The organism is Rufibacter sp. JT20002 (assembly GCF_056491185.1).
On record NZ_JBSZJY010000002.1, the window covers coordinates 180313 to 206631 of the forward strand.

The window sequence follows — 26319 nt, forward strand, 5'->3', positions numbered from 1 at the left end:
GATTACGCGGTAGCTTGTGAAGAAAGGAAATGGTAGAGCAACCGAACACTGCTGCCGGTGGCGTGCTTCCCACGGTAAGAATCTGGGCTCAACAGGTACGCGGTGCCCGCAATGTCCAGGTGAATCCAGGGGTAATTAGTGAAATACTCCAGGAACTTGCCTGCCGAAATAGCTCCCGCCTCAGCTCCGCCAATGTTTTTCAGATCGGCGATGTCTGACTTGAGGTGCTCCTGGTATTCTTCCCATAAGGGAAGTTCCACCAGGCGCTCGTGGGCAGCTTCGCCGGCCAGTTTCAAATCCGTTTTAAGTAAATCATCGGCAGTGCCCATCATGACAATGCCTTCGCGGCCCACAGCCCTAGCGGCGGCTCCAGTAAGGGTGGCAATGTCAATCACCAGGGCAGGGTTGTAGCGTTTGGCAAAGTGGAGGGCATCGGCTAAGATTAGGCGACCTTCGGCATCGGTGTTCAGGACTTCCACGGTGTGCCCGCTGTGCATGGTGATCACGTCGCCGGGAGCAAAGCCTTTGCCGCTGATCAGGTTATCGGTGGCGGGAATCAATCCGATGACGTGCAAGGGGACTTGGTTGTGGGCCAGAGCATACAGTGTTCCAGCTACCGCGGCCGCGCCGGACATGTCAGATTTCATGTAGTCCATGGAGTTGGGGGTAGGCTTTAAGCTAAGTCCGCCGGTGTCATAAACGACGCCTTTGCCTACCAGAACTACAGGTTGGGCATTGGTCGCATTTTCGGGTTTCCACTCCAGAATATTAAACGTAGCCGACTCGTCTGAAGCTTGGTTCACGCTCAGTAGGCCACCCATTTTCAGGGATTGAATCTGTACCTGGTCCAGTACTTCTACCTGAACCCCCGTGTTCTGCAGCATCTCCTGGATTTGCTCGCTTAAGAGGGTAGCAGTTTGCATGTTAGGAGGCGTGTTGATGAGGTCACGGGTAAGATACACTGCCTCCAGCAAATGGGCCAGTTCTGTCACCTGCGTCTGTGAAACCCCAACCCCTGTAATGGTTACCGTTTGCAAAGTAGGAGGGGTAGCCTTCTGGGTTTTATACCGCTGAAACGAGTAATTGCTCAGCACCAGCCCTTCGGCTACAAACAAAGAGGCTTCGCCATCGGCGCCGTCCAACAACACCACATGCTCCACTTTGTCGGCTTGGAGGCGTTGGTGCAGGGCATGGCCAGCTTTGCGCAGTGCTTCCTGGGTCTCGGTGCCCTTGCGTTTGGGCTCGGTGAGAACCAGGTACAGCTGGTGCGTGAATTTATTAATACCCACCAAGGTGCTTTTCAGCTCCAGTTGGCGGTGGATGTAGGTTAGCTCATCGGCGGAGAAAAGTTCCTCGGGGAGATGCTCGCGGCCCGGCACCAGTACGGCGGTACTGGTATTCGCGGGTAATGTTGCAGCGTAGGTCAGTTCTGTGCGCATAAGATGTGTATCTTTGAGCTGCAATATAGCCTTAACAAACGGAAACCAAAACCAGTGAAGCCCGTCCAGCCCAAGAAACACCTAGGTCAGCATTTCCTCACCGACCTCAACATCGCCCAGAAGATAGTGGAGGCTTTGCGCCTGCCCCAAGGGGTGCAGGAGGTTCTGGAGGTAGGCCCCGGCATGGGCGTTTTGACCCAGTTTTTGGTAAATCACCCCGAATACAAAACCACCATCGTGGACATAGACCGGGAATCCATCGCCTGGCTGAACGAGCATTTCCCCCAGTTAGAAGGTCGCGTGCTTTTTGCTGATTTCCTGAAAACCGACCTGAAAACGTTGTTCTCTGGTCCGTTTGCCGTCATCGGGAATTTCCCGTACAACATTTCCAGCCAGATCTTCTTCAAGGTGTTGGACCACCGCGACCAGGTACCTGAGGTGGTGGGCATGATCCAGAAAGAGGTGGCCGAACGCATTGCCGCGCCGCACGGCTCCAAGACGTACGGCATCATGAGCGTGCTCTTGCAGGCCTTTTACACCATTGAGTACCTTTTTACGGTACATGAGCACGTGTTCAACCCTCCGCCCAAAGTGAAAAGCGCCGTGGTGCGGCTCACCCGTAATGAGATGGCTCAACTGCCCTGCGACGAGAAACTGTTTTTCAAGGTGGTGAAGACCAGCTTTGGTACGCGCCGCAAAACCCTGCGCAACTGCCTCAAACCATTTAACCTTCCGCAGGAAGTAGCCCAGGATGCCTTGTTTGACAAACGCGCCGAGCAGCTTTCCGTGACTGATTTTATCAACCTGACCCTTCTGATCCAGCAGCATGCAGTCTGAAATCACCCGTGAGTTTATTGACCAGATAGAGGACGCTATAGAGCGCCGCGATGCCGAGTTCGTGCTCTCCAACATGGAGGAGATGTACGCCGTGGACATCACCACCGTCTTGTATGAGCTCAATACCGAGCAAAGCAAGTACGTGATGGATGTGCTCCCCGCGGATGTGGGGGCCGAGATCCTTAGCGACCTGGACTCTGATGTGCGCACAAATTTCCTGAAGAACTTTACCATTGAGGAGATTGCCCGCTACATTGGCGAGATGGACTCTGATGATGCCGTGGATTTGCTCAATGAGCAGCCCGTGCAGCGCAAAGAGGAGATCATTGCTCTCTTGGAAGACCAGGAGCACGTCGCGGACATCATTGAACTCCTACACTATGACGAGGACTGCGCGGGTGGTCTGATGGCGAAGGAATTGATCAAGGTGAACCTGAACTGGCGCGTAGGGCAGTGTATAGAAGAGATCCGGCGACAAGCCGAGGAGGTAGAGAAAGTGTACGCCATTTACGTGGTAGATGACCGGGATAAATTGGTGGGCCGCCTGAGCATGAAAACCCTCATCCTCTCCAACGACCATACACCCATCTCGCAACTCTATGACCCCGATGTGATTTCCATAGAGTCCTACAAAGACGAGCAGGAAGTGGCCACTGTCATGCAAAAGTATGATTTGGAGGCAATCCCGGTAGTGAACATCCAGGGACGATTATTAGGCCGCATCACCATTGATGACGTTATTGACGTGATTCAGGAGCAGGCCGAACTAAGCCGCCAGTTAATGACGGGTATCACCGAGAATATTGAGGAAGACGATAGCGTGTTCCGGCTTTCCCGCGCCCGTTTACCTTGGTTGATGGTAGGCATGGTGGGTGGTTTGCTGGGTGCCCGGTTCATCGGGTTGTTTGAAGGTGACATTGCCATTATTCCGGCCTTGGCCATGTTTACGCCTCTTATCACCGCCACCGGCGGAAATGTGGGTATTCAATCCTCGTCCATCATCATCCAGACCTTGGCCAATAAAACCATCCTTTTCGACAATTTCACCTCCCGGATTATCAAGGTGTTGTTAGTAGCCGTGATCAATGGGCTGGTGATGTCTTCCCTGGTGCTCGGGTTTAATTTGTTATTAGGGGTGCAGTTAACGTTGTCCATGGTAGTGGCTGTGGCCTTGTTCAGTGTGGTTTTACTGGCTTCGTTTATGGGTACCGTCACTCCCATGATTCTGGATAAATATGGCGTGAACCCCGCCGTTGCTGCAGGGCCCTTTATCACCACCGCCAATGACTTGTTAGGGCTGGCAGTGTATTTCATGGTAGCTCACCTATTATTAAACCTTTGATTTCTCATTTGGAAGAAAGTTTCTACTCTTACCTTCTTTGTTCTTCATGAATTCACTTGTACCCACCGCCTTCCGCTGCCTTGTCATAGATCTGATGCACGAAAGTCTCTTACCCATGCTGGAGAACCTTGGCGTGGAAGTTTCTTATCGGCCTGAGATTAAAAAAGAAGAAGTTCCTGCTTTGCTTCCGGAGTACCAGATGCTGGTAGTTAGAAGCAAAATGCGTATCACCGCCGATTTACTGAAACATGCCCCAAAACTGGAGGTAGTGGCGCGGGCCGGTGCAGGGGTAGACAACATTGATGATGGGGTGCTGGAGGCGCGCAACATCGCGTTGATCAATGCCCCCGAGGGTAACCGCGATGCCGTGGGCGATCATACCCTTGGACTCTTGTTGGCTTTGTTCCGGAAGATCACCCAAGGTGACCGGCAGATCAGGCAGGGGCAATGGCTGAGAGAAGATAACCGAGGCGAGGAAATAGGCGGGAAGACCATTGGGTTGATTGGGTACGGCCACATGGGAAAATCTTTTGCCAAACGTTTGATGGGGTTTGACTGCGAGGTGTTGGCCTACGATCAGCAGCCGGTAGAGAATCCTTACCCCCACGTACGATTGACTTCTTTACAGGAAATCCAGGAAAAGGCCCAAGTCCTGAGTCTCCATTTCCCTTACACCAAGGAAAACCACTACTTTGTAAACGAACAGGTGATTTCGAATTTCCAGCACCCGTTCTGGTTGTTGAACACTGCCCGGGGCGAGGTGTTAGACCACGGCGCTCTTGTAGAAGCCATTAAATCAGGGAAAGTGCGCGGGGCAGCTTTAGACGTGTTGGAAAATGAAAAGCTGAAAACGCTTACAGCAGAGCAACAGGACCGGTTGACGTATTTGTTTGAACATCCACGGGTAATTCTAACGCCCCACATCGCCGGCTGGACGCAGGAGTCTTATGTGCGCATCAACGAAGTATTGGTTCAGAAACTAGCGGCCTTCCTGGAAAAGAGAGGCAAGTAGGTGTTTTAAGGTTGGTTTGTCAAAGATACCTTGAAAACAAGTCCTACTCAGAAGGTACTTTTTTGGAATGCTTCGTCGGTTTTAAGTTTATGCAACAGTTTGACCTTTGTTTCAGGAAAACAGGCCATAAATAGAAACAGGAAAGCCTCTCTTCTTCAAGGGAGGCTTTCCTGTTATTGATCCGAATTGGATTTATGAATTGGCTTATCGTTGCGGATTAAATTGAATGGTGGAGTACCCAATGACCAGGTCGGCCCGGGTGCCTGGCGGACGGTAGTAGACTAAAACATCGTACACGTTCTCAGTGGCGAAATGGCTTCCTTCAAAGTAGCGGGCATCAGCCTGGCCGTTGGCGCCTTTCACCGCGAAGTAGTAGTTGTAATAGCCTTGTTTCAGCAGTACAGTACCCGTGTAAAGTTGTTTCTCGGCATCGTAGGTCATCCTGAAAGGTTCCTGCAATTGCCAGTCAGACAGGCCGCCGTAGATGTACACCGGACCGGGGGCGGGTTCCGGGGCTTGTAGGGAAAACGTGACCTGCTGGTAATCGGCGTTGAGGGGGGCATTGCCGTACTCGCGACTCCCGAAGATGAACTTGCCGTTGGCATCTGGCTGCGAGCTGTACACTTCACGGGCCCGACTTCTGCCTGCGGTGGCATACACCCGATCTGGGGTAGAGGAGACATCGCGGCGTTCAATCCCAAAGCCACTGAACCGCTCGCTGCGTGTGTCTATGGCCCTGAACTCGCTTAAACCAAGAAAGGCCTGCTCGGGCTCAAACAACTGGTATTCTAAACGGCGTTGCGCTTCCTGGATAAACGTAGGGCGCGTAAAGTACTTGGCATTGTCCCACCGGTGGTTCTGACGCATCACAACCTTGATTTCCTGTGACGGGTTCACCAGTGGGTACTGGGCGTAAAAGATGTTGAAATCCAGCTGCTGCCGCTGGTACCGGTCACCGGCCCCGGGCGTGGCTACCGGACGTAAACCCACCTGCACCTGTTCCTCAAAGATCACGAACCTACGGGTTAACAGAGGGTTTCCGCCTTCCTCAGACACTTCCATCAGGTAATTACCACTAATTTTCAAACGAGGTAACCGGAACCGGTGGTGCCAGTAAGGGACTTTTGTGCCGGCCGAAGGCTCTACCTCCTGAATAAAGAATTCGTTGAAGTCCTGAACAAATTGCAGCGCCTGAAGCTGGGAGGGTTTCCAGTTTACATCGCAATGGTGGAATTTCACCACCACTCGACCCCTTGGGGCGGTCATCCGGTCAAATTCCAGCATTAAAGCAGATGATTGGTCTATGGGAACTACAGGAGGCGCCAGGAAATCGCCTACGTTGTTGCTGCTGGAGTAAAACTGGACAGACCGGACATCAGGGTTGTAGACGACGTCTTCGTACCGGATGGCGCCATACCCGGTGGTTCCGCCCCCGGTGCCGGTTGACTCTACGGGCACGCACCCAGTCAGGGAAGCCGCAGTCAAAGCAAGGGTGAGAAGTGCATGTTGCCAGGCTTTTCTTTGTTTCATGGGTCTTTTCGTCAAATCAATAGAAACATCCGCTTGCCAAGTTGACTACAAATGAATGAATCTTCTGCTACTACGGATGTAAGGCTTGCTTGTATAAAGGTAATGGAACTTCTCTTGTAAACGTGGAGAAGGGTGGAAGCTTGCTTTGATGGGTAGAGGATGTTTTCCTTTAAACGGCCTAAAAGAAGTAAACCCCACTTCCGCTTAGGTTGTGGGGTTTGTAGAATTTATTTCAAATGGCTTTCTAACTCATCCACCTGTTCCATGAGTTGTTCCCAGGTGCTTTGTTCTTTATCCAGTTGCGCTTTTACCTTGTTGAACTGCTGAGTGGCCTCGTGCAGGGCGCCAGGATCAGCGTAGGTGCTGGGCAGGGCCAGTTTGTTTTCACAGGTCTTCAGCTTGCCTTCCAGTTCGTTCACCAAACCTTCTACCTGTTTTATCTTTTGGTTGATGCGCTTCAGCTCCTGTTCCAGTTCGTGTTGCTGGCTTACCGTGGGCTTCGGTTTAGCCTGGGCTTTGGGGGCGGTGGCTTGGGCTACTGGTTTCTTGCCGGTTTTCTCCCGCTGCTCCATCCAGTATTCGTACTCATGGTAGGTACCTGGGTACTCTTTCAGTTCATGATCCTCAATGTACCAGATTTTATTGGCCACGTTCTCCACGAAATAACGGTCGTGGGAAATCACCACAAAGGTACCCTCATACTGCTCCAAGGCCTGGATGAGGATGTTCACGCTTTGCATGTCTAAGTGGTTGGTAGGCTCATCCAGCAGCAGGAAGTTGGCTTCGGAGATCAGGGTTTTGGCCAACGCCACCCGGCTTTTCTCGCCCCCAGACAACACCTTTATCTTCTTGAAAACGGTATCTCCGGTGAAGAGGAAGGATCCTAGAACGCCGCGTAACTCCATCTCGGTACGGCGGCTACCGGCCTGTACCATTTCCTGGAGGATTTCATTTTCCACGGTGAGGCTTTCCAACTGGTGCTGGGCATAGAACGCCATGATCACGTTGTGCCCCAACTGGCGCTCGCCCTGGATAGGTTCATCACCGGCAATAATGCGCATGAGCGTAGACTTACCTTTTCCGTTCGCCCCAATTAAGGCTATCTTGTCGCCGCGTTCAATATTCACGTGGGTGTTCTTGAAGATCAACTTCTCGCCGTAGCTTTTGCTCACGTTAGCCAGACGCAGGATGTTACGGCCGGGCTGCACGGTGAACTGGAACTTGAAGTTTACCACCGGCGCGTCACCAGCCACGTCTTCGATGCGCTCCATTTTTTCCAAGGCCTTCATCCGGCTTTGGGCCTGCTTTGCTTTGGTGGCTTTTGCCTTAAAACGGGCGATAAACTGCTCGGCCTGCTTTATCTGCTGTTGCTGGTTTTCGTAGGCGCCTTTCTGGATCTCGTTCCGGAGTTCTTTTTCCTCCAGGTAGAAGCTGTAGTTCCCGGCATATACGTTCAGTTTTTGCCCCGATACCTCCACAGTGGTGTTGGTGGTCCTGTCCAGAAACTCCCGGTCGTGCGATACAATCACCAGGGCACCTTCATAAGCACTCAGATAATTCTCGATCCACTTGATGGAAGGTAAATCCAAGTGGTTGGTAGGCTCATCCAGCAGCAGGAGAGAAGGTTTCTGCAACAGGATCTTGGCCAGCATAACGCGCATGCGCCAACCGCCGGAGAACGTCTTCAGGGGCTGCTGAAGCTCTTGGGTAGTGAAGCCCAATCCTTCCAAGATCTCCTCGGCTTTGATCTGCATGTTGTAGCCGTCCAAAGCCTCAAACTGCTCCTGTAACTTGGCCAACTTGTCAATATGCTCGTCCTGGTAATCAGTTTCCATTTGGTGCAGCACCTCGTCAATCTTGTGCTGCAGCTGAATCGCTTCCTCAAAGGCTTGCATGGCCACGTTCAGAATGCTCTCGTGGGTATCGTAGGATAGTAAGTCCTGGTTCAGGAAACCTAGGGTTACCTCACGGCCCATCTGGATGCTGCCGGCATCAGGTTTGTACTCGCCCACTAGGAGGCGCAACAGGGTAGATTTCCCGGTTCCGTTCAGGCCTACCAACCCAATCTTGTCTTTTGGCTTGATGTGCAGGTTCGCGTCTTCGTACAGGGTGCGGCTCCCGAAATGGAAGTTGAGGTTATTAATGGAAATCATGGGTCAAACTATATGGAACCGCAAAGGTAACACTTTGAAAATAATCAGGTGTCTGCCTTTTTGGGTGATACTTTTAGGTAAAAAGGTTGCCAGCTTTCAAACAAAATTAAGCTCCAAATCGTGCCTTGCGGGTAGCGAAATCAGGAGTTCGGCTGCTGGAAGAAGAGGGGAAAGGGATGGTTTTTAGGCTTCTTTCTGCAAACCATCGTCTAAACCAAGGGTGCTTTGATCTTCCTTAAAAGGTGCGTTCAAAATCAGCGGCACCAAAAGTGTGGTCTCTTTCTACGAAGTTGGTTTCTTCTTTGGGGATGTTTTTATGAAACAGGCGGTAAACCAGCGCAATAGGCGTGAGAACCCCAAAAAAGAGGAGGCCCAGCAAAATTTTTGTGTTGATGACCCCAACTGCATGGAGCAAAGCCATCCATTTCTGAAGAAGCCAGGGAATAGGAGGTACTGACAGCAGGGCCAGCATCAGAACCCCTCCCGCTACCAGCAGCAAGACGGTAGAGGGAAACCACACCAGATAAACAATAAGTAGGGGCAGCGCCAGTGAAATGGCCGCCTCTAACGTCTGGACCCTTGAAGTAGTCATGACTTAGAAAAGGGCATAAATAAAAGACGCAGCGGGTCCGCCCGCCACTACCAGCAGTCCTAAGAGCAGGAGGAAGAATAAAATTGGGGTAAGCCACCATTTTTTTCTGGTAAGCATATACCGCCAGAGTTCTTTCAAAGAATCCATGAATGTTAAGGTTTACGAACCACAAAGGTATCCATTACCAGCATATCTATTTCAGTACCCAGAAAACAACGGATAGCATCTGAAGGGGTGGCTACAATGGGCTCCTCGTTTACATTGAAGCTGGTGTTAACTAAAACAGGTGTACCCGTTAAGGCTCCGAAGGCATGTAAAAGTTTCCAGAAGCGCTCATTGGTGTCTGGGGTAACCGTCTGTACCCGGGCCGAGAAGTCAGAGTGGGTGACGGCCGGAAGGGTGCTTTTGGGCGTAAGGAGTTTGGTTGTAATATCAGCTTGTGCAAAGTTTTCCTTTACCTCCTGCCGGTGCTCTGCCCGAAGAAGCGTGGTGGTGGTCATGTAAGGCGATGGCCGGTTGTTCTCGAAATACCTGTCTTTGAATTCCAGCGGAATGGCAGGGGCAAACGGTCGGAAATCCTCCCGGTGTTTGGTTTTCAGGTTCAGCACCGATTGCATCTTAGGGTTTCTAGGATCCGCTAAGATGCTTCGGTTGCCCAAAGCCCGAGGGCCCCATTCCATCCGGCCCTGGAACCAGCCTACAATCTTACCGTCCGCCAATTGGACGGCAATTTCCTCGGCTAACTGGTCAAACTCATCATATTGTTGGAAAGTTAGATTGCTCTTGGCTAAGGCACTTTCAATCTCCTTAGGCGAAAAACCAGGCCCCAGGTAAGCACCCTGTAACGCATCATAGCCCTTGTTCTCTAAGCGGGGTGCTTTTTGGAAGAGGTGGTAAAACGCCAGGGCAGCACCCAAAGCGCCCCCGGCGTCGCCACAGGCAGGTTGGGTGTAGATCTTTTCGAAAATACCGCAGTTTTCCAGTTTCCCGGTTGCCACGCAGTTAAGAGCGACGCCGCCTGCCAAGCAAAGATTTTGGGTCCCGGTAAGTTTTTGGGCGGTTCGGGCCATGCGCAGCACCACCTCCTCGGTGAACTGCTGGTTGGCCAAGGCTATGTCCGCGTGGTGTTGCTCCAGAGGTGCGGATGACGGGCGTACCGGAAACCCCCAGAGTTTCTCCCATTTTTTCTCATGGATCATTTTAAGACCGGTGGAATACTGGAAGTACTCTTGATGCAGGGAAATGGAGCCGTCTGGATAAAGGGTGACCAGTTCTTTCTCCAACACCTGTCTAAGTTGGTGCGCTTGTTCTGGTCGGCCGTAAGGAGCCAGCCCCATCAACTTGTATTCGCCGCTGTTAACCTTGAAACCCAAAAAGTAAGTGAACGAGGTGTATAGCAGACCCACAGAGTCTGGGTATTTTAGTTCAACCAGAGACTTTAAGTGAGTGCCTTGCCCGTGGAAGATGCCCGCCGTGGCCCATTCGCCTACTCCGTCTATGGTCAGCACCGCGGCTTCCTCAAAGGAGGAGGCATAGAAAGCACTGGCGGCGTGGGAGAGATGGTGCTCTGAGAAATACAAAGGCAGTTCCACCCCAGGGTCAATTTCTTTTAAAGCCTTTTGGAGGGTGGTTTTCAGGAAAAGTTTGTCTTTCAGCCAAATGGGCATGGAAGCCTGAAAAGAAGTAAATCCTGAGGGGGCATTTTGATAATAGGTTTCCAGCAGTCGCTCAAACTTAAGCAAAGGCTTGTCATAGAACACCACGGCTTTGACCTCTGCCAAGGTAATTCCGGCTTCAGAAAGGCAATACCGGATGGCTTGCTCCGGGAAAGCCTCGTCAAACTTCTTTCTGGTAAAACGCTCTTCCTGGGCCGCTGCCCATATCTTTCCTTTCCCCACTAAGCACGCTGCCGCATCGTGGTAGAATGCTGAAATCCCTAGAACAAAATCACTCATTATAAAAAGACTCTGAATTTTCTCAAATTGCCGATGGAAATATAGGGCTTATGTACAAGAAATGGGTGACGGGGTATCAATTCATGGCAGTGCAGGTTTTTACGTTGCTATTATTGCTGTTGCTAGCCAACACCTTGCTTTCCATCTTTTATCATTATAAAGACGAGGAACTCAAAAAGACCAATCCCATTGTACTTAAGTATGGGAGGGAAGCCTTGCGCGCAGTGTACCCCATGTACTCAGATCAGGAACAAGATGCCCTCCTTACTGAAACATGGACCAGAAAGCAGCAATACGAAAGTTTCACGGGGTTTAAGGAGGCTCCTTACCAGGGGAAATACCTTAATGTGCACCCCGCAGGGTTCCGGATGGGTTGGGAGCAAGGTCCCTGGCCTTTGGATACCCAGAACTACAATGTGTTTGTGTTTGGCGGTTCCACCACCTTTGGGTATGGCGTGGCAGATGAAGAAACGTTGCCTTCCTATTTACAGCGTGCATTAAGCAAACTGCATTCAAAGGTCCGTTGCTACAACTTTGGACGCGGTTTTTATTACTCGGAGCAGGAAAGGGCCCTTTTTGAGAAACTGCTGGTAAAAGGCGTAAAACCCGACCTAGTGCTGTTTATAGACGGGTTGAACGAGTACGCCCAACCTGAACCTGAGTTTGTTGAACAAACCCAGGCGCTTTTTGCACAGGAACAGGGTACCTTATTTCAGTTCTGGTTCCAGGGAATGCCCCTTAGCCGGTTGGCTCGTTCCTTACGGTATCGCTTGCTAGGAATCTCGCCTGAGGCCCCTGAACCTGCCCAAAGTTGTGCACCAGACTCTATTCATTTGATTCATACCCGTTATTGGCAAAACCGCCGCCTAATTGAGGCAGTCGCCAAACAGGCGAATATTCCCTGCTACTTTGTCTGGCAGCCCATTTCCTGTTTTCAGTACCAGGCAAAAAATGCCTATTTTCTAAGTCCCGAGGAAGCAAATGGATGCTACCCTGAATGTGGCTACCGGCAGATGTACCAGGAGTGGCAGCAACAGGGAAATCAGGAAAACGCCATCTGGTTGGCTCACATCCAGCAAAACAGGCCTGCCAACCGGTACGTGGACAAAGTACACTATACTGCCGCCTTTCACGCCGAGATTGCCGACAGCCTTGTTCATCGGCTTGCCAGGACAAATGCTTTATCCTTTCTGACCCAAAAGTAAGGCTAAGTTGAAACCCTGAAAGAAAATCATCATGAGAAACAAAGAAGCTGCATCTAAGAACAACCGAGGCAGTTCATTGTTCTTTCATGTGGTAAGGTGTGAACGTCAAACTCTCTGGATATGGAGCATTCAATTTCAACGTTTACCCGTTTATCTCGTTAATTTGGAAAGTTAGCCTCAAAACGCGAAATCTTATATGCTATGGTAGCTCTTGTTTCTTTGCTCGATGCTGAACATTCAGACAGAATGAATCAACTGATTTATAGCTTAGAGCGTGAGTTTGGGCTAAAAGACGTGCAGAAAACCCCTTATCCGCACATCACGTGGCTAACAGTTAACGACGGGAGCTTACAGAATCTGCAAAAGACCTTGGGGCACGCGGCTGGAATCTGCTGCCGGTTCAGGATTACCACTACCGGGTTGGGTATTTTCCCCGGCGAGAAGCCGGTGTTGTACATTCCTATCTTGCGCACCTCTAACGTCAACCAATTTCACAGCCAATTATATAAGGCGGTTTGCCTCATCAGCCAGGAGATCAGCCCTTACTACCACCCAGACGTGTGGATGCCCCATCTATCATTGGCTTTGGGCGACACTTCGCCCGAGGTAGTGGCTCAGGCAATCCTGTATCTAAACAGAAGCACCTATAAGTGGAAGATCGAGTTGGACAACCTGACCCTGCTAACAAAAAGCGGAGACCAGTTCTTAAAGAACGGGGTATTCCCATTGGTGGGAGTTGAGTCAAAAGACGGCATCAAATTCTCTATCTCCCGCTAATTGGTTTTAGGGCTAAAAACGCAAAATCACCTTAATTTGTCAGTTCGGTTTCTAGTTGAGCCGCTTTTTCCTGAAGGATGGAAAGGGCAAGCTCAATGGTGTCATGGTGCGTTCTAAAGGAAAGGATCGCCAACCGAAGCATAAAGTTTCCGTCCAGTAAGGTAGAAGAAAGAAACACGCGCCCGTCTTGTTGCACCGCCTTGACTAGATTCTGATTGAACTCGTTAATATCCAGGTTGTTTTTTGGAACGTAGCGGAAAATCACGACTGATAACTCTGGCTCAACCGGTGCTTCAAACCCCGGAAGTTCCTTTAGTTTTCGATAGGCATATTTCGCCAGGGTCAGCTTTTCTTCCAAGGCATCCCGGAAGGCGGCTACCCCGTGCAGTTTCAGCGGAAGCCACAAACGAAGTCCCCTGAAGTGCTTGCTTAATTCTGGGGATAGGTCGGCAGGGGAAGCTTCTTCGGTGTAGGAGAGGGCATCCTGCATGTAATTGGCTAAGTAATGGTGGGTCTCTGCCGTCTGTTGCCTGTTCTTAATAAGCACCGCTCCCAAACCGTAAGGAATAAAAAGTCCCTTGTGCGGGTCCATCACCACCGAATCGGCTGAAGCAATTCCTTTCAATCTTGGCTTTCCAGATGGAGCTAGCGCGAAGAACCCTCCATAAGCCGCATCCACGTGATACCATAATCTAAATTTCCTGGCGATTTCCCCAATGGCTACCAACGGGTCAACGGCCCCCACATCGGTTGTACCCGCCGAGGCAATGATGAGCCAAGGTGTTAAACCGTTAGCTTTATCCTGGGAGATAGCTTCTTCCAAGGCTTCAGGTTGCAGGCGGTAATGCGCATCCATGGGGATGTACCGTACGGGGCATTCACCAAGGCCAGCAATACGAAGGGCTTTGTCTAGGCAATGGTGGGCGTGCGCGGTGGTGTAGACCACCGCATCTGGGATGACGCGAGAGGTAATTTTCTGGGCATCACGGGCGGTTGCCAGAGCTATTAAACTGGCAATGCTGCCTCCGGAAGTAAGGTTTCCGGCGGCATCGGCGGGGAAGTCTATCAAAGTGGCCATCCAGCGGAGTAGCATGTTTTCCATGCGCACTGCCCCGGGTGCCGAAAAGAAGATACCCGCGTACTTGTTTGTGACGGCAGCCAAATAATCTCCAAGACCAGAGTAGTAAAGCCCGCCTCCCGGAATGTAGCCCAGGTGCCCACCCGAAGCAGAGTTGATGCCTGGCACATCTACCTCGCTGTGCAACAAGGACAACGCTTTTTCAATGGAGATGGGGTTTTCCTCCAAAGTGCTGTCCAGCAGGCCGGCGCCTTTCTCTGCGGAGTCCACGAAGGCAGGCAAGGAGGGAAGTTGGGTTAAGAAGTTCTGTAGGTAATTCTCAACGGCTTGTTGCACCACCAAACGCTCTGATGCATTTGGTTCAAGGGGATATTGGGAAAGAGTCATGTATGCTGAGCTTGCTTAAAAAGGGAAAGCCGTCCAAAGCGCAAGGTGTCATCTTTGGATCTGCCTTCAAACGTTTTTTAGGTGTACAAGCTATAAAATAAAAGTGGGTTTTGCGGCCAATTTCTAGAATGCGGCCGCAAAACCCACCAGAATGAAAACCTTAAGAAGGTTCTTTGAGATTAGTTATTAGAAGAGTTCTCGCGCAGATACCCCTTCCGGAAAACCCTGTACTGGTCAAAGATAGTTCTTACCGCTCTGTTGAGATAAGCTGTGTTTTCTGTGGAAGGATCTGAAAGCACCCCTGACGTGTAGCCCTGCCAAACGGCGTTCTGCTTTTTATGATCCAGCAACGTCACCAGTAAAGTGCCCTGGCTCATGTACATCTTGATGGGTTTGTAGGCCTCATGTTCTTTGTTGGGCTCTTCGTTGTTCACAAGCCAAATGTCAAACTCCTCCTGCTCATACCCTTTCATGTTCAGGTCATTGTAGTAGATATAGTAGCTTACCAGCAGGTCGGGCTTTTTATCACTGTATTCATACCCTTGTATTTCCAACCTCTCCCTAATGTACTTCTTTAAAACTTCGTAATTTTTCAGGGTTGTGCTGTCTTCTTCAGAGGCGTGGGTGATGAAGTTGAAGGTCTTATATTTATGGAAGGACCCCGCATAACTGTAATCAGATCCAAATTTGCGGTGGCCAAAGCCCAGGCAGCTACTTAAAGCGGCCATTAGAATCACTAGGAGGATGGGTGACAGATGGTAGTGCTTTCTCATTTTTTCTTTGGCTTTAAAATTCTGTATCTCCGTTACTTACGATTTAGGCATCAAGGAAGGTTTTAAATATTTATAAGAAAATGAAAAACGAGGCTTATCCCTGTTTACACCCGTATTTCTACTTTTTCGGGAATTAATTCTGCAGTTTTTAAGGTGCCTCCCTTATACATAATTTGGTAATTTTCCCTGCCCTATATACTGCTGTCCTTTAAGTGTAAAAGCTAACCGGTTTCTGGGAATGCCAAACACAATACGGTAAGGCGAAATCTCACTAGAACTTGCTTTCACAGAAGTTGGCAGGGGGTTACCCCTTAGGAGCGTGAATGAGCGGGAAGAAGCCAAAAAGTGAAGACCACGCTTATTGGTATAAAAGAACTGCTGTCCTTTATTACTTTTTGTAAAAAGAGGGAGGTGGCGTATCAGCATGAGTACCAATAGGTTTGTTCTACTGTTAACCGGTGTCTTCTTTACAAGTTATAAAAAAATAATAAATAAATAGTACTAAATGGGCATAAAAAAAGGCGGAAAATACTTCCGCCTTTTCAATATTCTTAAGAAAGGTAAGATTACATGTCTAACACAATGGCAAACACCAGCGGAGCCACAATGGTAGCATCGGACTCAATCACAAATTTAGGTGTGTCAATGCCCAGTTTACCCCAGGTGATTTTCTCATTAGGCACCGCGCCAGAGTAAGAACCGTAGCTGGTGGTAGAGTCAGATATCTGAGCGAAATAACCCCACAACGGAACCCCAGTGCGCTGTAAGTCTTGGTGCAACATTGGAACCACGCAGATAGGGAAGTCACCGGCAATACCACCACCAATCTGGAAGAATCCAATGGTAGACTCCTCAGTAGCGGTTTGGGTGTACCACTCGGCCAGCTCCATCATGTACTGGATACCGGTTCTCATGGTATGCACATTCTTGATATCTCCGGAGATCACGTGCCCGGTGTAGATGTTACCCAAGGTAGAGTCTTCCCAGCCCGGTACAAAGATAGGCAGGTTCTTTTTGGCCGCTTCCAGCATCCAGCTGTTTTTAGGGTCAATTTGGTAATACTGCTCCAAATCACCGGACAACAGGATCTGGTAGAAGAATTGGTGCGGGAAATACGCCTCACCAGCCTGATCGGCTTTCTGCCAGTATTTCAACACGGTGTGCTCCAAGCGGCGCATTGCCTCTTCCTCTGGAATACAGGTATCGGTTACGCGGTTCAGGTGACGGTCTAACAGGTCTTGCTCGTCCTGGGGTGTCAGGTCGCGGTAGTTAGGGATGCGTTCGTAGAAATCATGGGCTACCAGGTTGAAGATGTCTTCTTCCAGGTTGGCACCGGTACAGGTAATGGCCTGCACTTTGTCCTGGCGGATCATTTCGGCTAAAATGATTCCCAATTCAGCGGTACTCATGGCACCCGCCAAGGTAATCATCATTTTACCGCCGTTGTTCAGGTGCGTCTTATAGCCTTCGGCGGCATCAATTAACGCAGCAGCGTTGAAGTGCTTGTAATGGTCTTTCAGGAACTGAGTTACCTTCATTCTTTTTCTTGATCGTTTTTTAAAAGCTTGAAATAAAGCAATTCAAACCTTTTGCGGGCGTTTTGTTTCCCATTTTTTAAGGTTCAAAGTGCAAACAGAGATACTCCCGGCTTAGTTCGGTTTCTCAATAATGAAATTATGATTTGTGTAGATACATATATCGGCGGCAATGGTCAGGGCCTCGCGTACCATTTCCTCAGCGGTGAGGTGCGGAGCGTGCTTTTTCAGGGCCAGAGCGGCCGACTGTGCGTAGGTACTCCCAGACCCGATGGCGGCGATCTGGTAGTCGGGTTCCAGCACGTCACCGGTCCCAGAGATGATCAGCAGTTCCTCTTTATTGGCAACCACCATCATGGCTTCCAGTTTGCGCAGGTACTGGTCTTTGCGCCAGTCTTTGGCCAGTTCAATTGCCGCGCGCTTCATGTTGTTGCTGTAAGCGCCTAATTTCTCTTCAAAGCGCTCCAACAGGGTGAAAGCGTCGGCGGTAGAGCCAGCAAAACCGGTTACAATCTTCCCGTCCTGCAGTTTCCGGATTTTTTTTACGTTGCTCTTGGCAATATATTTATCCATAGTGGCCTGGCCATCGGCCCCCAGCGCCACTTCCCCGTTATGGTAGATTCCCAGCACGGTGGTTGAACGTATTTTCGTCATGATGTACCTTTCTTAATGAGAAGACTTTGCCTCACGTTTACAGCCGCGAAAGTACGACAAACTTTCCGAATACCCGAACCTGGCTTAAAGCTGCTTACCTGGTCCAAGGTTATAGGTTTAAGCTTACCCCGAAAATCAGGTATTTTCTGAAAACCACCTAAAAAGGAAGGAAGAAGCATAAAAATTGAAGTACTTGGTTAAAGAAGGCTTGATTAAAGATGAATTTTGAAAAAAAATTAATATATAATTAGTTCTTAGTAAATTTTGTAAAATAGTTAACCTTTTTACCTTTGCTACTTCCACATCCTAAAAATCCACTAAACAGAATACGACTATGAGCAGGCTTAACCTCTTGGAAGAGACCCGTTATGAGAAGGTGCCCGTCACCGTGTACGATGATCAGCATGTGGCCTCCAAAGCAGTGGCACACCGGATTGCCCAATTGATCCGGGGGAAACAGGCAAAAGGAGAGAAGACAGTACTTGGGTTAGCCACCGGGGCTACACCTGTGGGCGTTTACGCCGAGCTAGCCCGCCTGCACCGTGAGGAGGGACTTAGCTTTAAAAACGTGATCACCTTCAACTTGGATGAGTATTATCCCATGAAGCCCACGGCGCCGCAGAGTTATGTTCGGTTCATGGATGAGAACCTGTTCAACCACATAGACATTGATAAGGCTAACGTCAACATACCGGATGGCACCTTGTCTCTGGAGGAGATACCGGCGTTTTGCCTGGCCTATGAAAAGAAGATAGAGGAGTTGGGCGGTTTGGATTTACAAGTGCTGGGGATTGGCCGTACCGGGCACATTGGTTTCAATGAACCAGGTTCAGCACCTAACTCGGGTACCCGATTGGTAACCTTAGACGACTTGACCCGGCGCGATGCTTCCCGTGACTTCGGGGGAAAAGAAAACGTGCCGACTAAGGCCATCACCATGGGCATTGGCACCATTTTCAAGGCCCGCGAGATTGTGCTCATGGCTTGGAACGGGAAGAAAGCCTCAATTGTGCGTAAAGCCGTGGAAGGGGAAATTTCGGGGGAAGTGCCAGCCACCTACCTGCAGCTTTCTGACAACGTGGAATTTGTGCTAGACCGGGATGCGGCCACGGATCTTACCCGCTTTGGAACCCCTTGGCTGGTGAAAGACTGCGTTTGGGGTTCTTTCCTTACCCGAAAGGCGGTAATCTGGCTGTCTAACACCGTGAAAAAACCAATCCTTAAACTAACCGAGGAGGATTACAATGCCCACGGCATGGCCCAGCTAGGGGTGAACCGAGGGCCGGTATATAACATCAACATTGACGTCTTCAACCAACTGCAGCACACCATCACCGGTTGGCCCGGTGGCAAGCCCAACGCAGATGACTCCGGAAGGCCAGAGAGGGCCGTACCAGCTCAAAAGCGGGTACTTATTTTCTCGCCCCACCCAGACGATGACGTAATCTCCATGGGTGGTACCTTCATCCGGTTGGTGGACCAGGGCCATGATGTGCACGTAGCCTACCAAACCTCGGGTAACACCGCCGTTTGGGACGATGACGTGTTGCGCTACATGGAATTTGCCATTGACTTCAGCCGGAGCATTGGCCATGACGGGGAAACGCTTTCCTCGGTGTACGAGCAAATGCGAACTTTCATTGCGCAGAAACAGCCCAATCAGGTAGACACCCCCGAGATCCAGGATGTAAAAGCTTTCATCCGGAAGAGTGAGGCCATCGCTGGAGCCCGTTATGCGGGGTTGCCCGATGACCATATCCATTTTCAGGCGCTGCCTTTCTACGAGAGCGGTAAAACCAAGAAGAACCCGGTCACCGATAAAGACATTGAGCTCACCATGGAGCTTCTGCAGAAAGTAAAGCCGCACCAGGTGTTCGCCGCCGGTGACTTTGAGGATCCGCACGGCACGCACATCGTGTGCTTCAACATCATCCTGGAAGCATTGAGAAGGCTTCGTGCGCAAGGCGAGGCCTGGGTACAGGATTGCTGGTTGTGGATGTACCGCGGGGCCTGGCACGAGTTTGAGACTCACGAAATAGAAATGGCCGTTCCTTTGTCACCGCAGGAAGTGGAGCGCAAGCGCATCGCCATTTTCAAGCACCAAAGCCAGAAGGACCGCCCTGTCTTCCCCGGCGACGATGAGCGCGAATTCTGGGTACGCGCCCAGGAACGGAACCGCGATACCGCCCGCCGCTATGACCAACTCGGCTTGGCAGATTACGAAGCTATGGAAGCCTTCGTGCGGTATCATTACTAAAAATTGCTAAGGGTTAACAATAAAGCCGCCGCGGGTACATTCGCGGCGGCTTTATTGCTTTTGGCAAAGTAATAGAGAAGCGATTTTAGGTTCGTTTTTGAGAAATAGCCTAAAGGTAAAATGTAGGGGCAATCTCTTGTGGTTGCCCTTTGCTGCTACATGCGGAAGGGCAACCACAAGGGATTGCCCCTACATCAATATTGGGTAAAAGGTAGTTACACATCTCAGTATAGTAGCTGTTTAATAAAGTAGGCTTAAAACAAAAGAGCCGAAGGATTTCTCCCTCGGCTCTTTCGTTTTATAGCTGTTACTTAGATTAAACTAGCATTCTTACCGGATCTTCCAGGAAGCCTTTCAGGGTCTGCAAGAAGGCAGAACCAACGGCACCGTCTACCACGCGGTGGTCGCAGGAAAGGGTTACTTTCATCACGTTACCGATCTGGATCTGTCCGTTTTTCACCACTGGCGTTTGCTTGATACCGCCCACGGCCAAGATACACGCATCTGGTGGGTTGATGATGGCGGTGAATTCTTCAATACCGAACATACCCAAGTTAGAGATGGTGAAGGTGCTTCCTTCCCAGTCAGATGGTTGCAGTTTCTTAGATTTGGCTTTCCCGCCCAGGTCTTTTACTTCGGCGGAGATGGTAGAAAGTGATTTTTGGTCAGCGTTGCGAACAACTGGCACTAAGAGCCCTTCTTCCACAGCAACCGCCACCCCAATGTTCACCACGTTGTTGTAACGGATCTTGTCGCCTAACCAGGATGAGTTCACAGCCGGGTGCTTGCGCAGGGCAGCGGCACTTGCTTTGATCACCATGTCATTGAAGGACACTTTCACCGGAGAAACTTCATTCATGCTGGTACGGGCTTCCATGGCTTTGTCCATGTCAATCTCCATGGTCAGGAAGAAGTGCGGCGCAGTGAACAAGCTTTCAGACAGACGGCGGGCAATCACCTTACGCATCTGCGATACCGGAACCTCGGTGAAGGCTTCACCCGATTGAACCGGAGCCGAAACCTGAGGAGCAGGGGCAGCGGCTGGAGCAGCTTGTGGCTGAGCTTGTGGTGCAGCACTAGGTGTGAAGTTCTCCACGTCACGCAACACAATACGGCCGTTCTCGCCAGAGCCTTTTACCTGAGCCAGGCTGATGCCTTTCTCCTGGGCAACTCTCTTGGCTAACGGAGAAGCCAACACGCGGCCATTGTTCTCTGCCGGAGCAGCCTGGGTGGCAGTTCCTGGGCCTGGTACCGGAGCACCAACTGATTGGTTTACGCCGTCGCCAGACTGAGATTGCACATCAGTTTTATGGTTTTCAGCACGGGTAACTTCCTCAATAGAACCCGTCATTACGTCTGGTCCTTTGTCTTCGGCTTGAGATTTGCCGCCTGAAGCGCTGCCGCCATTTAATAATGCTTGGTAATCGGCACCGGCTTCACCAATGATGGCTAGCACGCCGTCTACCTGTACAGAAGCACCAGCTTCCACACCTATATATAAGAGTGTACCGTCTTCGTAAGACTCCAACTCCATGGTGGCTTTGTCTGTCTCCACTTCGGCCAGCAGGTCACCAGATTTCACTTTGTCACCTACTTTTTTGTGCCAGGCTACAATGGTACCTTCCTGCATGGTGTCGCTCATTTTTGGCATGCGTACCACTTCGGCGTTCACGTTAGCAGCAGGAGCTGGTTGAGCGGCAGGAGCTGGAGCAGGGGCAGATTCTGCTTTTGGGGCTTCAGCTTTAGGAGCTTCCTGAGTAGCAGGGGCAGCCGCACCACCGTTCACTTGGGCCATAAGGCCAGAGATATCTTCACCTTGTTTCCCTATGATAGCCAACACACCATCTACGGGTACAGATTCACCATTTTTTGGGCCGATGTACAGTAACGTCCCGTCTTCATAAGACTCCAATTCCATGGTCGCCTTATCGGTTTCCACTTCGGCAAGAACGTCCCCAGATTTCACAGAGTCACCAACTTTCTTTAACCATGAGGCAATGACCCCATCGGTCATAGTATCACTCATCTTGGGCATTCGGATGATTTCGGCCATAGTTTTTTGCTCGGGTTTAAGGCCTCAAAAATAGAGGCAAAAATGCTGTAATACAAATATGCTTTTAAGAGATTCTGCGGTGGTTTTTGGCGTGTTTTCAAAAAACAAGGCCAAAAATAAGAATCTTGTTCTTTTTTCTAGGTCAAATGTGACACATCGGCAAAACGCTCTACCCAGAACATAGAGCCGGTAAAATTGAGCTCATAGAGGCAAAGGTTCTGGTGCACAAACCTATCCATCTGGTGCAAGGGGTAGCGCAGCAATTGGGCCAGCAAGACCCGCATGGCTCGGCCGTGCATGCAAACCAGAATAGTCTTTTCCTCAGGACGGGAGAGGATCAGGTCAATGACGGGTTTCTGCCTGTCGGCCACTATTTGGGGGCTTTCCCCACCTTCAATAGGTACGTGAGTTTCGCCGTTCTGCCAGCGCCGCAGCATGTCAAAATAATAGGCGTCTTCCTCGGGAGTGATGCGGGTGCCTTCGCGGTTACCCCAGCTGATCTCATTTAAGCCGGTGTGCCGCTCGTGGGGGATGCCCAGGTCAATAAATCCCTGCACACTTTGCACGGTTCGCTGCAGCCCTGATGTGTACACTTTGTCAAAGGCAACGTGCTGGTAAGCCTGGAAAAATTTATCGGCTTGCCAGCGGCCGGTTTCATTGAGGGAACTGTCAATGCCGCTTCCCTGCACCACACCCTGCAGGTTGAGATCGGTTTGACCGTGGCGAACGAGGTAGATTTTTTTGAGGCTCAATTTTACGCTAATTTGCAGGCCCTAAGATAGGCCATAAATACGAGAACTACGGATGAAAAGACGCCCCGATGTGACCCTGGAACAGCTAAATGCCTGGAATAAAAACACCTTAGGCGAGCACCTGGGCATGGAATACACTAAGATAGGCGATGATTACCTTATTGGACGCATGCCCGTTGACCACCGCACCCACCAGCCCCTAGGCTTATTGCACGGTGGAGCCTCCGTGGCTTTGGCTGAAACCCTAGGCAGCGTAGGAGCCACCATGTTTCTGGATTTGAGTAAGCAGTACTGCGTGGGGCTTGAGATCAACGCCAACCACATCAAGAGCGTGCGCAGCGGGTATGTGTACGGCAAGGCTACCGCGCTGCATGTCGGGCGCAAGACCCAGGTTTGGGAAATCCGTATTACCTCCGAGGCCGGTGATCTGGTCTGCATCAGCCGCATTACCATGGCCGTTTTGGATAGATAAACTTACATGTCCCTAAAAAACCCATCCATATCCCCCAATACCGCTGACGCCTCCCCAGAAGAAACCGCGTTCAGGGTTTTCAGGGCAGCCCTACAGGCGCAACTGCCGGTGGCGCTCTGGCGATTGCCCAACACCAAAGAAGTTCAGGCCTTGGTGGCGGCTGAGGTGAAGCACACCTTGCCCCCCATGGAGGGACCGGAGAAAGGGTTTGCCTTTTGCCCGTTCCAGACTTCTGCTTCGGCCCCGATTACCTTTTTGCCCTCAGACCTTTATTTCTCTGGGAAAGCCGGAGATGCCCCGGTGTTAGGAGATGCCGTGCTGCCCACCAGCTTTTGGGTTGATTTCAGGAAAAGAAGTCCAAAACTGGAAGTAACGGGTGCATGGCCCAGCCACCCAGCCGGTGCGGTGAAGTCCATCTCCCGCGATGCGTTTGAGCAGACGGTGAGCACGGCAGTGAAAGCCATGCAGGCTGGTTGCCTGGATAAAGTGGTACTGTCCCGCACCAAGACCTTGCCTTTGTTTGAGGGTTTTGATCTGCTCCACGCGTATACCCAGTTAACCAAACTGTACCCAACCGCCTTTGTGTCTCTGGTGGCTATTCCGGGGATAGGAACCTGGCTGGGAGCTTCCCCTGAGTTGCTGGTACAGATTGACCGTCATAAAGTGTTCCGGACCGTGGCCTTGGCCGGTACCCAACCCGTAACCGATGGGTTAACGCCGGCTGATGCCATTTGGCGCCAAAAAGAGATTGAGGAGCAGGCGCTGGTGCAACGCTACATTGTGAGCTGTTTCCGGCACCTGCGCCTGCGCGAATATGTGGAGATGGGGCCGCGCACCATTATGGCCGGAAACCTGCTGCACCTAAAGACCGATTTCAGCGCAGCCATGGAGGAGGTGGGCTTCCCGCAGTTGGGTACCCAAATGCTGGAGTTGTTACATCCCACCTCTGCAGTAGGAGGGATGCCCAAAGCCGCCGCCCTGCAGATGATAAACCAATTAGAGCTGCATGAACGCAGGTATTACAGTGGTTTTATAGGACCAGTGCAGTTAGGCCAGGAAACCAATCTTTTTGTGAACCTGCGGTGCGTGGAATTGGGGCAAGACACCGTGACCGCATACGCCGGAGCGGGAATGACCGCCGACTCTGTTCCGGCCAAAGAATGGCTGGAAACCGAGCTGAAAATGCAAACCGTGCTCCGCCTTTTTCAAGCATCAGAATCATGATTTTACAAGCCGTTATTGATATAGCAGAGATCTGTGCCCGCAAGGGAGTGCAGGACATTGTGCTTTCCCCGGGCTCCCGGTGCGCACCGTTGACGCTAGCCTTTGCCCGCCACCCACAGTTGCGCGTGCGTACAGTACCTGATGAGCGGAGTGCCGGTTTCATTGGCTTAGGGATTGCTCAGCAAACGGGAAAGCCCGTTGTATTGGTTTGTACCTCTGGTACAGCGGCGTACAACTACGCCCCAGCTGTGGCCGAGGCCTTCTACCAAAACATTCCTTTACTCGTTCTCACAGCAGACAGACCCCCTGAATGGATTGACCAATTGGACGGGCAGACCATCCGGCAGTCGCACATTTACGGTGGGCACGTGAAACGGAGCTTTGACTTTCCGGTAGACACAAAGCATTCTGATGCCCAGTGGTATGCCAGTCGTTTGTTAAATGAAGCCTTGAATGAGGTAATGACCTTTCCGGAGGGGCCGGTGCAGGTGAATATCCCGTTGCGGGAGCCGTTTTACCCCGAGGAAGGGGAGGAATTTGCGTATTCCTCAAACGCGAAGATCATAGAAGAGTTGCCTTCGGGCTTTGGGTTACCAGTTCAGGCTTGGGACACTCTAAAAACCGAGCTTCAGCAATACAAAAGAGTGCTGGTTGTGGCGGGTCAAGGGAGGCGGAACCAGGCGTTGCAGGCAGAAGTCCTGAAGTTTTGCCAGGCTACTGGAGCAATCTTCGTCGCGGATATCATCAGCAACCACCAGATGGCTGGTAAGACTATCAATTACCATGATGTGTTCCTGGGGGCCAAGCACCTGCACGAAGCCGAAGCACTTAAACCCGATTTATTGATCACTTTCCATAAATCACTGATTTCTAAAAATCTGAAGTTGTTCCTGCGCAAGCAGAAAGAAATGCACCACTGGCACGTGCAGCAAGCCGGTATGGTCGCCGATACGTTTCAGTCGCTCACCCGCATTGTCAGAACCACTCCGCTTGATTTCTTCCGGCAGGTGGCTCCGGAAGCCAGTGAAAAGCAAGTGCCGACCTCCTTTGCACAAGCATGGTATGACCTGGAAAACCAAGGCCAAGCGGTTTTGGAGGGTTTTCAGGAAACCAGCCCTTTTTCAGAATTCCAGGCCTGCTACCAGGTTCTCAGGAACCTTCCACCTGGTAGCCTGCTTCATTTGGCCAACAGCATGAGCGTGCGCTATGCCAACCTCATTGGAGTAAGCCAAAGGGAAGGAGTGGAGGTGTTCGCCAACCGAGGCACCAGCGGCATTGACGGAAGCACCAGCACCGCCGTGGGATCAGCATTAACCACAGATAAACTGGTTACCCTGGTGACGGGTGACATGGCCTTTTTGTACGACCGAAATGCCTTGTGGCACAATTACCTTCCGCAGAACCTCCGTATTGTGGTTTTAAATAACCATGGAGGCGGAATCTTCCGGATGATTGAAGGCCCAAGAAGCCAACCCGAGCTAAGGCCCTTCTTTGAGACTGAGCAAATGCAAACCGCTCAGAACACCGCCAAAGACATGGGACTCACCTATGTAAAGGTGACAGATTTGGCTTCCTTGAAGGCTGTTCTTCCTACATTTTTTGACTCGGCAGCAGGCCCGCAACTGTTGGAAATAGAGACCAGCAGCCCCGAGAATTTTGCTGTTTTTGAAGCCTACCGAAAGCAGGTTTCTGGTGAAGTACAGCTTTGATACCCAATAGGTTAAAATTTAACATCTTCTTTGTTGACTTAGCCAAAAAATAGTCGTAACTATCTTTTGGAGGCGCTGTAATAAAGCGATATAATTATGGAGTTTACAAAGAACGTTGAAGAGTGGCACCATAAACATCATGTAGTGCTGTATGATTACGGAAGAATAGCTTTGGGCTGTTTTCTGGTTTACAAAGGAATTTCTTTCCTCATGAACATAACGGCCTTGGAGCAGATCCTCCTGGACAGCAAGCTGTTTTCAATGGCTACCTTCCTGGCGTATGCAGTGGTTGTATTGCATATAGTCGGCGGGGCCATGATCACCATAGGTTGGCACACCCGTACCGCAATCTTGGTGCAGATTCCCATCCTGCTGAGTGCCGTGATGTTCTTCACGCCCACCCACGACCTGTTTTCCCTGTATTCACCGTTTGCGGTAGCTATTTACACGCTGCTCTTTTTAGTTTTCTATTTCATCGGCGGGGCAGGGTACTACTCTTTTGACCACAGCAGGGCATATCGGTACCGGAAAACGGTGGAAGAATAATCCTCTAACTTATGATTTATTCATTCTTTTAGGTCAG

21 protein-coding genes and 1 pseudogene are annotated in these 26319 nt (G+C 50.7%); 10 read left to right on the top strand and 12 right to left on the bottom strand.

From position 1 onward, the window contains the following. Positions 1 to 2: 2 nt before the first annotated feature. The gene (locus ACW9SV_RS10200) at positions 3 to 1439 is read right to left on the bottom strand and encodes a leucyl aminopeptidase family protein (protein WP_479556659.1); all 1437 of its coding nucleotides are present in this window, start codon (positions 1437 to 1439) and stop codon (positions 3 to 5) included. Positions 1440 to 1493: 54 nt separating this feature from the next. On the opposite strand from ACW9SV_RS10200, the gene rsmA reads away from it, so the two are divergent. Genes rsmA through ACW9SV_RS10215 form a run of 3 tightly spaced genes read left to right on the top strand, consistent with a single transcriptional unit; the run spans position 1494 to position 4630 of the window. Further along, entirely contained in the window at positions 1494 to 2276 is a 783-nt protein-coding gene (gene rsmA, locus ACW9SV_RS10205; RefSeq protein ID WP_479556660.1) for a 16S rRNA (adenine(1518)-N(6)/adenine(1519)-N(6))-dimethyltransferase RsmA, read from the top strand. Then, on the top strand, positions 2266 to 3618 hold the full coding sequence (gene mgtE, locus ACW9SV_RS10210) for a magnesium transporter (protein ID WP_479556661.1): 1353 nt from the start codon (positions 2266 to 2268) through the stop codon (positions 3616 to 3618). The genes rsmA and mgtE overlap by 11 nt, the downstream gene beginning before the upstream one ends. Before the next feature lie 46 nt (positions 3619 to 3664). Then, a complete protein-coding gene (locus tag ACW9SV_RS10215; protein WP_479556662.1) occupies positions 3665 to 4630 on the top strand; it encodes an NAD(P)-dependent oxidoreductase in 966 nt (321 codons plus the stop codon). A 204-nt stretch (positions 4631 to 4834) separates the two neighbouring features. Here ACW9SV_RS10215 and ACW9SV_RS10220 read toward each other — a convergent pair whose 3' ends face one another. The 5 genes from ACW9SV_RS10220 to ACW9SV_RS10240 all read right to left on the bottom strand — a co-directional run bounded on the left by ACW9SV_RS10220 (position 4835) and on the right by ACW9SV_RS10240 (position 10860). Beyond that, positions 4835 to 6160: a type IX secretion system plug protein gene (locus ACW9SV_RS10220; RefSeq protein WP_479556663.1), complete on the bottom strand. Its 1326-nt coding sequence runs from the start codon at positions 6158 to 6160 to the stop codon at positions 4835 to 4837. Positions 6161 to 6387: 227 nt separating this feature from the next. Next, positions 6388 to 8313: a ribosomal protection-like ABC-F family protein gene (gene abc-f, locus ACW9SV_RS10225; RefSeq protein ID WP_479556664.1), complete on the bottom strand. Its 1926-nt coding sequence runs from the start codon at positions 8311 to 8313 to the stop codon at positions 6388 to 6390. Between the two features lie 235 nt (positions 8314 to 8548). Next, entirely contained in the window at positions 8549 to 8905 is a 357-nt protein-coding gene (locus ACW9SV_RS10230) for an SxtJ family membrane protein (protein ID WP_479556665.1), read from the bottom strand. A 3-nt stretch (positions 8906 to 8908) separates the two neighbouring features. Continuing rightward, positions 8909 to 9052 carry a DUF5989 family protein gene (locus ACW9SV_RS10235; RefSeq protein ID WP_479556666.1) on the bottom strand — a complete coding sequence of 48 codons (144 nt, stop codon included), beginning with the start codon at positions 9050 to 9052 and terminating at the stop codon, positions 8909 to 8911. A 5-nt stretch (positions 9053 to 9057) separates the two neighbouring features. After that, on the bottom strand, positions 9058 to 10860 hold the full coding sequence (locus ACW9SV_RS10240; RefSeq protein WP_479556667.1) for a carbamoyltransferase family protein: 1803 nt from the start codon (positions 10858 to 10860) through the stop codon (positions 9058 to 9060). Between the two features lie 50 nt (positions 10861 to 10910). Between ACW9SV_RS10240 and ACW9SV_RS10245 the strand changes: the two genes are divergently transcribed. Then, positions 10911 to 12065 (top strand): SGNH/GDSL hydrolase family protein, encoded by a 1155-nt coding sequence (locus tag ACW9SV_RS10245; RefSeq protein ID WP_479556668.1) that lies wholly within the window; start codon positions 10911 to 10913, stop codon positions 12063 to 12065. Positions 12066 to 12311: 246 nt separating this feature from the next. Continuing rightward, positions 12312 to 12842, top strand: a complete 531-nt coding sequence (locus ACW9SV_RS10250; RefSeq protein WP_479556669.1) for a 2'-5' RNA ligase family protein — start codon at positions 12312 to 12314, stop codon at positions 12840 to 12842. Positions 12843 to 12873: 31 nt separating this feature from the next. Here ACW9SV_RS10250 and ACW9SV_RS10255 read toward each other — a convergent pair whose 3' ends face one another. The 4 genes from ACW9SV_RS10255 to hslV form a co-directional block, all read right to left on the bottom strand. Next, on the bottom strand, positions 12874 to 14307 hold the full coding sequence (locus ACW9SV_RS10255) for a pyridoxal phosphate-dependent decarboxylase family protein (protein WP_479556670.1): 1434 nt from the start codon (positions 14305 to 14307) through the stop codon (positions 12874 to 12876). Positions 14308 to 14486: 179 nt separating this feature from the next. Further along, the gene (locus ACW9SV_RS10260; RefSeq protein WP_479556671.1) at positions 14487 to 15080 is read right to left on the bottom strand and encodes a DUF4136 domain-containing protein; all 594 of its coding nucleotides are present in this window, start codon (positions 15078 to 15080) and stop codon (positions 14487 to 14489) included. Between the two features lie 566 nt (positions 15081 to 15646). Then, a complete protein-coding gene (locus tag ACW9SV_RS10265; protein ID WP_210464477.1) occupies positions 15647 to 16618 on the bottom strand; it encodes a deoxyhypusine synthase family protein in 972 nt (323 codons plus the stop codon). 111 nt (positions 16619 to 16729) lie between these two features. Beyond that, positions 16730 to 17269 (bottom strand): ATP-dependent protease subunit HslV, encoded by a 540-nt coding sequence (gene hslV / locus ACW9SV_RS10270; RefSeq protein ID WP_479556672.1) that lies wholly within the window; start codon positions 17267 to 17269, stop codon positions 16730 to 16732. A 328-nt stretch (positions 17270 to 17597) separates the two neighbouring features. Between hslV and nagB the strand changes: the two are divergent. After that, positions 17598 to 19526: pseudogene (gene nagB, locus ACW9SV_RS10275) on the top strand (glucosamine-6-phosphate deaminase); the annotation flags it as partial. Positions 19527 to 19842: 316 nt separating this feature from the next. On the opposite strand, the gene ACW9SV_RS10280 reads toward nagB, so the two are convergent. Further along, complete coding sequence (locus ACW9SV_RS10280) at positions 19843 to 21579, bottom strand: pyruvate dehydrogenase complex dihydrolipoamide acetyltransferase (RefSeq protein ID WP_479556673.1); 1737 nt, start codon at positions 21577 to 21579, stop codon at positions 19843 to 19845. A 137-nt stretch (positions 21580 to 21716) separates the two neighbouring features. Further along, positions 21717 to 22331 (bottom strand): histidine phosphatase family protein, encoded by a 615-nt coding sequence (locus tag ACW9SV_RS10285; RefSeq protein ID WP_479556674.1) that lies wholly within the window; start codon positions 22329 to 22331, stop codon positions 21717 to 21719. A gap of 52 nt (positions 22332 to 22383) precedes the next feature. Between ACW9SV_RS10285 and ACW9SV_RS10290 the strand changes: the two genes are divergently transcribed. The 4 genes from ACW9SV_RS10290 (at position 22384) to ACW9SV_RS10305 (ending at position 26282) form a co-directional block, all read left to right on the top strand. Then, positions 22384 to 22803: a hotdog fold thioesterase gene (locus ACW9SV_RS10290; RefSeq protein ID WP_479556675.1), complete on the top strand. Its 420-nt coding sequence runs from the start codon at positions 22384 to 22386 to the stop codon at positions 22801 to 22803. Between the two features lie 6 nt (positions 22804 to 22809). Next, positions 22810 to 24027, top strand: coding sequence for a chorismate-binding protein (locus ACW9SV_RS10295; protein WP_479556676.1), 1218 nt, complete (start codon positions 22810 to 22812; stop codon positions 24025 to 24027). Continuing rightward, positions 24024 to 25736 carry a 2-succinyl-5-enolpyruvyl-6-hydroxy-3-cyclohexene-1-carboxylic-acid synthase gene (gene menD, locus ACW9SV_RS10300; protein ID WP_479556677.1) on the top strand — a complete coding sequence of 571 codons (1713 nt, stop codon included), beginning with the start codon at positions 24024 to 24026 and terminating at the stop codon, positions 25734 to 25736. The genes ACW9SV_RS10295 and menD overlap by 4 nt, the downstream gene beginning before the upstream one ends. A gap of 96 nt (positions 25737 to 25832) precedes the next feature. After that, on the top strand, positions 25833 to 26282 hold the full coding sequence (locus tag ACW9SV_RS10305; protein ID WP_479556678.1) for a DoxX family protein: 450 nt from the start codon (positions 25833 to 25835) through the stop codon (positions 26280 to 26282). Positions 26283 to 26319 lie beyond the last annotated feature (37 nt).